General features: G+C 44.8%; 11 protein-coding genes and 1 pseudogene. All 12 read left to right on the forward strand.

Annotation, left to right across the window (positions count from 1 at the left end; genetic code table 11):
• A pseudogene (locus tag V7Z64_RS10145) lies at positions 1–815 on the forward strand (excinuclease ABC subunit UvrA); the annotation flags it as partial.
• A gap of 79 nt (positions 816–894) precedes the next feature.
• A complete protein-coding gene (locus V7Z64_RS10150) occupies positions 895–1,224 on the forward strand; it encodes a DUF4870 domain-containing protein (protein WP_003397328.1) in 330 nt (109 codons plus the stop codon).
• Positions 1,221–1,418 carry a PspC domain-containing protein gene (locus V7Z64_RS10155; protein WP_297990029.1) on the forward strand — a complete coding sequence of 66 codons (198 nt, stop codon included), beginning with the start codon at positions 1,221–1,223 and terminating at the stop codon, positions 1,416–1,418. The genes V7Z64_RS10150 and V7Z64_RS10155 overlap by 4 nt, the downstream gene beginning before the upstream one ends.
• Entirely contained in the window at positions 1,415–1,759 is a 345-nt protein-coding gene (locus tag V7Z64_RS10160) for a phage holin family protein (RefSeq protein ID WP_297990031.1), read from the forward strand. The genes V7Z64_RS10155 and V7Z64_RS10160 overlap by 4 nt, the downstream gene beginning before the upstream one ends.
• A gap of 80 nt (positions 1,760–1,839) precedes the next feature.
• Positions 1,840–2,775 carry an HPr(Ser) kinase/phosphatase gene (gene hprK / locus V7Z64_RS10165; protein ID WP_297990033.1) on the forward strand — a complete coding sequence of 312 codons (936 nt, stop codon included), beginning with the start codon at positions 1,840–1,842 and terminating at the stop codon, positions 2,773–2,775.
• Between the two features lie 14 nt (positions 2,776–2,789).
• On the forward strand, positions 2,790–3,599 hold the full coding sequence (lgt, locus tag V7Z64_RS10170; protein WP_297990035.1) for a prolipoprotein diacylglyceryl transferase: 810 nt from the start codon (positions 2,790–2,792) through the stop codon (positions 3,597–3,599).
• A gap of 18 nt (positions 3,600–3,617) precedes the next feature.
• Positions 3,618–4,553 (forward strand): nucleoside recognition domain-containing protein, encoded by a 936-nt coding sequence (locus V7Z64_RS10175; RefSeq protein WP_297990037.1) that lies wholly within the window; start codon positions 3,618–3,620, stop codon positions 4,551–4,553.
• Positions 4,543–5,190 (forward strand): pyrophosphatase PpaX, encoded by a 648-nt coding sequence (ppaX, locus tag V7Z64_RS10180; RefSeq protein WP_297990039.1) that lies wholly within the window; start codon positions 4,543–4,545, stop codon positions 5,188–5,190. The genes V7Z64_RS10175 and ppaX overlap by 11 nt, the downstream gene beginning before the upstream one ends.
• Entirely contained in the window at positions 5,187–5,675 is a 489-nt protein-coding gene (locus V7Z64_RS10185; RefSeq protein ID WP_297990040.1) for an acyltransferase, read from the forward strand. Before ppaX ends, V7Z64_RS10185 begins: the two co-directional genes overlap by 4 nt.
• A 154-nt stretch (positions 5,676–5,829) precedes the next feature.
• The gene (locus V7Z64_RS10190; protein WP_297990042.1) at positions 5,830–7,014 is read left to right on the forward strand and encodes an ATP phosphoribosyltransferase regulatory subunit; all 1,185 of its coding nucleotides are present in this window, start codon (positions 5,830–5,832) and stop codon (positions 7,012–7,014) included.
• The gene (gene hisG / locus V7Z64_RS10195) at positions 7,008–7,640 is read left to right on the forward strand and encodes an ATP phosphoribosyltransferase (protein WP_297990044.1); all 633 of its coding nucleotides are present in this window, start codon (positions 7,008–7,010) and stop codon (positions 7,638–7,640) included. The genes V7Z64_RS10190 and hisG overlap by 7 nt, the downstream gene beginning before the upstream one ends.
• On the forward strand, positions 7,637–7,858 hold a 222-nt coding region (locus V7Z64_RS10200; RefSeq protein ID WP_334110302.1), incomplete at its 3' end, for a histidinol dehydrogenase. The genes hisG and V7Z64_RS10200, both read left to right, overlap by 4 nt.

Below are 7,858 nucleotides of genomic sequence, written 5' to 3' on the forward strand. Positions count from 1 at the left end.
AAGTAATCGATATCGATCAATCTCCAATCGGTCGCACGCCGCGCTCAAACCCTGCGACATATACGGGCGTGTTTGATGATATTCGCGATTTATTTGCGACGACGAACGAAGCGAAAATGCGCGGGTATCAAAAAGGGCGGTTTAGTTTCAATGTAAAAGGCGGTCGTTGTGAAGCGTGTCGTGGCGACGGGATTATAAAGATCGAAATGCACTTTTTACCTGACGTCTATGTGCCTTGTGAAGTATGTCACGGCAAGCGGTACAATCGCGAAACGCTAGAGGTAAAATATAAAGATAAAAATATCGCCGAAGTGCTTGATATGACAGTAGAAGAAGCGCTCGCGTTTTTTGAAAACATCCCGAAAATTAAACGGAAACTGCAAACGTTATACGATGTCGGGCTCGGTTATATGCAGCTCGGCCAACCGGCTACAACGCTTTCCGGGGGTGAAGCGCAGCGGGTGAAATTAGCATCTGAATTGCACCGTCGTTCGACAGGAAGGACGTTATATATTTTAGACGAGCCGACAACCGGCTTGCATGTCGATGATATTGCCCGTTTATTACATGTGCTACAACGGCTCGTAGAACAAGGAGATACGGTGCTTGTTATCGAGCATAATTTAGATGTCATTAAAACAGCCGACTATATTATTGATCTTGGTCCAGAAGGCGGCGATGGCGGCGGACAAATCGTTGCCGCGGGGACGCCAGAGGAAGTCGCTCAAATCGAGCAATCCTATACCGGGCGATATTTACAACCGATTTTAGTGCGCGATCGCGAACGCATGCGCCAGCGTATACCGAGCGTATAATGCGCTCGGTTTTTTTTGTACGAAACTTTCCTTGTGATGAAACGTATGTATAAGTAAAGAAAAAAGGGAGAGATCACAAATGGAAGGAAATAAATTGCTTGCGTCATTATGTTATTTTAGCGTATTTTTTGCACCGTTTTTATTTCCGATTATCGTTTATTTTGTCGCGAAGCATGAACGGGTAAAAATGCATGCGAAAAAATCGTTTTTATCTCATCTCATTCCAATTGCGATTGTGCTCGTTACAGGTGGACTGTTTTTATTTTTTGTTATCATCGGGGTGGACGGATGGATCGGTCTACCATTTATCGGGGTGATGATCGGAGGCGTCGTGCATGTCGTTGTGATCATTTGGAATATTATTAAGGGAATTCAAGTATTACAGGAATCGGGAGGGATGTATGAATGAAGAAGCTTGTTAGGCTTCGTCGTGATCGAATGGTTGCGGGCGTGTTAAGCGGATTAGCAGCTTATATGAATATGGATGCAACCGTTGTTCGATTGTTGTTCGTTGCATTATTGCTTATTACTGGCGTCATGCCATTCGCCATGTTGTATGCGCTTGCCGTGTTTATTATTCCAAATGAGGAGAATGTCATATGAAGTGGCTTGCACATATAGCTGTCAACGCTGTTTTATTGTTGGCGCTTGCCGGATATTTTGAGTCGATTTATTTGTCAAGCATTTGGTCCGCATTTGCGGCGAGCTTGCTTTTGTCTTTATTAAATACGTTCGTTAAACCGCTTCTTATTTTGCTGACGCTTCCGGTTACCGTGTTGACATTCGGTTTATTTTTATTCGTCATTAACGCGATGACGTTAGCGCTGACGGCATGGTTGATGGGAAGCTCATTTCAAATTGGCGGCTTTAGTACAGCGCTATTTGCGTCGCTCGCTATTTCGCTCTTTCATGTTGTCATTGATTCGCTTAAAAAGGAAAAGTGAAACGTTCTGCGTACGAAGCGGAACGTTTTTATTTTCAAGTGAAAGTGTTACAATGGAGAAAGGGAAAAGGAGGGGTTTGCATGCCAAAAGTGAGAACAAAAGATTTAATTGATGAGTTTCAGTTTGAGCTCGTAAGCGGAGCAGAAGGGATTCATCGCCCGATTACAACGAGCGACTTATCCCGTCCGGGCATTGAAATGGCCGGTTATTTTGCATATTACCCAGCTGAACGTGTGCAATTGCTCGGGATGACGGAACTATCTTTTTTTGAACGATTAACTCCTGTTGAAAAGCGATTGCGCATGGAAAAGCTATGTACGGATATTACCCCAGCGATCATCGTTTCGCGTGGATTAGATGTGCCAAAAGAGCTAATTGAAGCTTCTGAGAAAAAAGAAGTACCTGTCATGCGCTCGACGATGAAAACGACGCGGCTAGCTAGCCGGCTGACAAACTATTTAGAAAGCAAGCTCGCGCCGACGACAGCTGTGCACGGGGTGCTTGTTGATGTGTACGGCGTCGGCGTATTAATTACAGGAAAAAGCGGGGTCGGAAAAAGTGAAACGGCACTTGAACTTGTAAAGCGCGGACATCGTCTCGTCGCCGATGATTGTGTCGAAATTCGGCAAGAAGATGAAAACTTGCTCATCGGTAGCGCCCCCGAGCTCATTGAACATTTGCTTGAAATTCGGGGACTTGGCATTATTAATGTTATGACATTGTTCGGCGCAGGTGCAGTTCGCCCGCATAAACGCATTTCGCTCGTGATCGACTTAGAACTATGGGATCCGAATAAACAATACGATCGTCTCGGGCTTGAAGAGGAAAAAGTAAAAATTATTGATACGGAAGTGACGAAGTTGACGGTTCCAGTTCGTCCAGGGCGAAATTTAGCGGTCATTATCGAGGTGGCGGCGATGAACTTCCGTTTGAAGCGCATGGGGGTCAACGCAGCAGAAGAATTTTCTGCGCGGTTAGCGGATGCAATTGGCGATGCGGAACACGATTATGAATGAGAGGATGGAAGAACATGATTTTACATATCCAACCGCTTGATCGCGTCTTTTTTCAGCTCGGTCCGATTACAATTTATTGGTACGGTGTCATTATTGCGACAGGTGTATTGCTTGGACTTTGGTTGGCAACAAAAGAAAGCGAGCGGCTCGGTATTCAAAAAGAAACATTTGTTGATCTTGTGCTAATTGCTGTGCCAATTGCCATTTTATGTGCACGTGCGTATTACGTTATTTTCCAATGGGACTATTATTCTAAGCATATCGGTGAGATTCCACAAATTTGGAACGGCGGCTTGGCCATTCATGGCGGTCTAATTGGTGCAATCGCAACAGGTATTGTGTTCGCTAAAAAACGAGGGCTGTCGTTTTGGAAACTAGCCGATATTGCAGCGCCAAGTATTATTTTAGGGCAGGCGATTGGACGTTGGGGAAATTTTATGAACCAAGAGGCGCACGGTGGGCCTGTATCGCGCGCATTTTTAGAAAGTTTACATTTGCCGGACTGGATCATTAACCAAATGTACATACAAGGTCAGTACTATCATCCGACATTTTTATATGAATCCATGTGGAATATGCTCGGGTTTCTCGTTTTACTTGCATTAAGGAGACGAAATGTACGAAGAGGGGAACTATTTTTCACGTACATCATTTGGTATTCGATCGGACGCTTTTTCATTGAAGGATTGCGGACAGACAGTTTAATGTTAACGGAAACGATTCGCATGGCGCAGTTTATTTCGTTTTTGCTTATTGTGTTTGCGGTCATGATGATCGTTGTGCGCCGCATGCGCGGTTTAGCCGATGAGCGGTACAACGATTAAATGAAAGGGGAGAGCAGCGTGCTTCAAAGGGGTTTGTTTGTTGGATTGAAAACGACATGGACGCTCGGAAAAGTCATTTTTCCGATTACAGTCATTGTGACGCTTTTACAATACTCCCCTGTTTTGCCATGGGTGACAAATGTTTTAACGCCGATGATGCGCTGGATCGGTTTGCCGGGCGATGCCGCTCTCGTGCTCGTGCTCGGCAATTTTTTAAATTTATATGCGGGCATCGGTGCGATGTTAACAATGGATTTGACGGTGAAAGAAGTATTTATTTTAGCTGTGATGTTGTCGTTTTCGCACAATATGCTTGTTGAGTCGGCTGTCGCCGCCCAAGTAGGCGTTCGCGTATGGTGGACGGTTGCTGTGCGCGTCGGTTTAGCGTTTACGTCCGCTTGGCTTATTCATGTGTTATGGGATGGCGGAAAACAAATGGCGAAGTACGGCTTTATGCCGCAATCTTCGACAACGCCGCATACGTGGGGAGAAATCGTTTGGACAGGGACCGAAAAGGCGATATATGGTATTGGTCAGTTAGCGCTCATTATTATTCCGCTTATGATCGCTATTCAAGTGTTAAAAGAATTAAAATGGCTAAATACGTTTTCTACATGGTTGTCTCCATTTACACGAATGCTCGGCATTCGCGAAAACGCGTCGCTTACGATGGCGGCCGGCTTGTTGTTTGGGCTCGCTTACGGCGCAGGGGTTATGATTCAAGCAGTCAAAGAAGATGGAGTGACGAAAAAAGATTTAACATTAACATTTTTATTTTTAGTTGCTTGTCATGCGGTTGTAGAAGATACGTTGTTATTTGTGCCGCTTGGCATTCCAGTATGGCCGCTTTTAGTTATTCGGCTTGTGACGGCAATTTTGCTTACAGCTACGTTAAGTTTTATTTGGAATCGAATGGAACACCGAAAAAGAAAGGAAGCGACGTATGAATATTAACACGATTTTATTTGACTTAGACGGAACGCTTATTAACACGAACGATTTAATTATTGAATCATTTTTACATACGCTCAACCGTTACTATCCGAATCAATATACGCGTGAAGATGTGCTCGCTTTTATCGGACCGCCGCTCCGCGATACGTTTGAGGCGATTGATCCGGAGCGCGCCGATGAAATGATTGAGACGTATCGAGCATTCAATCATGCCCATCATGATGCGTTAGTGAAAGAATATGAAACGGTATATGATACGGTACGAACGCTACATGAACACGGCTTTAAACTTGGCATTGTAACGACGAAAATTCGTCATACAGTCAATATGGGCTTAAAGTTAACGAAGCTAGATTCATTTTTCCAATGCATCATTACGCTCGATGATGTTGAGCATGCGAAGCCTCATCCTGAACCGATCGAAAAAGCGCTTGCTTGTTTGCAGGCAAAGCCAGAGGAAACGTTAATGGTTGGGGATAACCACCACGATATTTTAGCGGGAAAACATGCGGGAACAAAAACAGCAGGAGTTGCTTGGACGATTAAAGGCCGCGAACATTTAGCGAAATATGAACCAGATGTGATGCTTGAAAAAATGAGCGATTTGTTGAGCATTTTAGGGGTGACATCGCGTTGAGACGGACGACACGTTATGATGTAAAAGGAACGAACTCGTTATGGCAAGTATATCGAACTGTTTCGTTCTGGAAGGTGTTGAAAAACGTCATCGTTATTTTGATCGGACGCTATACGCCGTTTTTTCCTTTGAAAAATTGGCTATATCGCACATTTTTACGCATGGACATCGGCAAACATACGGCGCTTGCGTTTATGGTCATGCCCGATATTTTGTTTCCAGAAAAAATTCACATCGGCAACAACACGATTATTGGCTACAATACGACCATTTTAGCGCATGAATATTTAGTGCACGAGTATCGGCTTGGGGATGTGATCATCGGCAACGATGTGATGATCGGGGCGAATACAACCATTTTACCAGGGGTCACGATTGGTGACGGTGCTGTCGTTGCTGCAGGGACGCTTGTGCACCGCGATGTACCAGCTGGCGCATTTGTTGGCGGCAATCCGATGCAAACGATTCGTCTTAGCGAACGCTAAGACGTTTTTTTTATAAATAAAAAGGAATCACGTCGAAAAAAATCGAATGAGTTTGTAGTTGACGAAACGAAAAACGGGGAGTAAACTACAAATAAAAATCTTTACTTTGCTAATATATTAGCGAACTAAAGTAAAAAGAAGGACGGGACAAACGATGAGAGTATTTATGTTTGAGAAGCCGCTTGGCATGCGTGATACGCTTCCGGATGTATATCAAATTAAACGCGCGTTGCGTGAAGCGATGATGAAAGAAATCGAAACGTGGGGATATTCGTTTATTGAAACCCCGACGTTAGAATACGATGAAACAGTCGGTTCTGCCTCCGCTATTTTGGATCAGCAACTATTTAAATTGCTTGATCGTGAAGGACATACGCTCGTCTTACGTCCCGATATGACAGCTCCGATCGCTCGTTTAGCGGCGTCGAAGCTATATAAGGAAGGTTGTCCGCTTCGTTTAGCGTATGCCGCCAATGTTTTTCGAGCCCAACAGCGAGAAGGGGGACGCCCTGCAGAGTTTGAGCAAGTCGGTGTCGAATATATCGGTGATGGGACGACGTATGCTGATGCGGAAGTCATCAGCTTAATGATTTTCGCTTTACAGCGTGCAGGATTACGTCATTTCACGGTAACGATCGGTCACATCGGTTACGTTGATGCATTGTTTTTTGATATTTTACGCCATGAGCAGCGGGTGGAAACGTTGCGGCGCTTTTTGTATGAAAAAAACTATGTCGGTTATCGTGAACACGTGAAATCGTTGCCGCTTTCTTCGATCGACCGCGACCGTCTTTTACGTCTTTTAACGTTGCGCGGCGGTGAGGAAGTCGTGGCAGAAGCAAAAGTATTCGCGATGACAGAAGAAGAACATCGCGCCCTCGATGAACTAAAGCAGTTATGCGAGCATGTGAAACAATATGGCGTTGCCGATACGGTGAAACTCGATATGAGCTTAGTGAGCCATATGAGCTATTACACAGGTGTGCTTTTTGAAGTGTATGCAGAAAACGTCGGGTTTTTACTCGGCAACGGCGGTCGATACGATGAATTGCTCGCTAAATTTCATCGTCCGTCCCCTGCGACAGGGTTTAGCGTCCGATTAGATCGGCTAATGGAGGCGCTCGGTGAAAAACAACAACAAGGAAAAACGACGTGTATTATGTTTAGCCAAGAACGTTTTGCAGAGGCGTATGCAAAAGCGAAAGAAATGAGACAAAGAGGAGAAAAAGTTGTTTTGCAACAAGTGGCAGGTGTTCGAGATATGGATCAATTTACTGCCGCATTTGACGATGTTGTGTACGTACTAGGGAAACACGGAAAGGATGAACGATCATGTTGACCGTTGCGATGCCGAAAGGGCGCATTTTTTCAGAGGCGCTTTTCTTATTAAAACAAGCGGGTTACGACATCCCTGACGATTTAGAGCATTCTCGCAAGCTCATGATTGATGTGCCGAATGAACAGCTTCGTTTCATTTTAGCGAAGCCGATGGATGTCGTCACATACGTCGAACACGGGGTTGCTGATGTTGGCATTGCGGGCAAAGATGTGCTTCTTGAAGAAGAACGTGATGTGTATGAAATATTAGATTTGCGCATTAGCCCTTGTTATTTGGCGGTGGCAGGATTGCCGAATACGCGCGTCCATTCGGTCGCTCCAAGAGTCGCAACAAAATATCCTCACATCGCCTCCACATATTTTCGCGAGCAAGGCGAACAAGTAGAGATTATTAAATTAAATGGATCTGTTGAGCTGGCTCCGCTCATCGGCTTAGCTGAGCGCATCGTTGATATTGTTTCGACAGGGCGAACGCTAAAAGAAAATGGACTTGTGGAATTAGAACGCATTGTTCATGTCACATCGCGCTTTATTGTTAATCCGGTGAGTTATCGCATGCAAGATCGTGCAATTGAACAAATGGTCGATCGGTTAACCGATGCGATTGAGAGAGGAGAGAAACAATGAGAATTGAACGTGTAACAGGGACGGTTTCGCTTCGACGGACGATTGAAAGCGGTACGGAAGAGCAAAGACAAGCGGTGAAGCGGGTGATTGAGGATGTGCGCAATAACGGAGACGCGGCGTTAAAAAAATATACGGAAATGTTTGATGGCATATGTCTCGATACGCTTGCTGTTACGCAAGAAGAAATTGAAGAAGCATATTGGCTAGTCGACGAACAC

The organism is Anoxybacillus sp. (assembly GCF_036834105.1).
GTDB lineage: Bacteria > Bacillota > Bacilli > Bacillales > Anoxybacillaceae > Anoxybacillus.

Bases quoted from the DNA above. Each gene is read 5' to 3' on its own strand.
- V7Z64_RS10160 (WP_297990031.1), top strand. From the start codon at position 1,415: ATGAAGTGGCTTGCACATATAGCTGTCAACGCTGTTTTATTGTTGGCG.
- lgt (WP_297990035.1), top strand. From the start codon at position 2,790: ATGATTTTACATATCCAACCGCTTGATCGCGTCTTTTTTCAGCTCGGT.
- V7Z64_RS10155 (WP_297990029.1), top strand. From the start codon at position 1,221: ATGAAGAAGCTTGTTAGGCTTCGTCGTGATCGAATGGTTGCGGGCGTG.
- V7Z64_RS10150 (WP_003397328.1), top strand. From the start codon at position 895: ATGGAAGGAAATAAATTGCTTGCGTCATTATGTTATTTTAGCGTATTT.
- hprK (WP_297990033.1), top strand. From the start codon at position 1,840: ATGCCAAAAGTGAGAACAAAAGATTTAATTGATGAGTTTCAGTTTGAG.
- hisG (WP_297990044.1), top strand. From the start codon at position 7,008: ATGTTGACCGTTGCGATGCCGAAAGGGCGCATTTTTTCAGAGGCGCTT.
- ppaX (WP_297990039.1), top strand. From the start codon at position 4,543: ATGAATATTAACACGATTTTATTTGACTTAGACGGAACGCTTATTAAC.
- V7Z64_RS10190 (WP_297990042.1), top strand. From the start codon at position 5,830: ATGAGAGTATTTATGTTTGAGAAGCCGCTTGGCATGCGTGATACGCTT.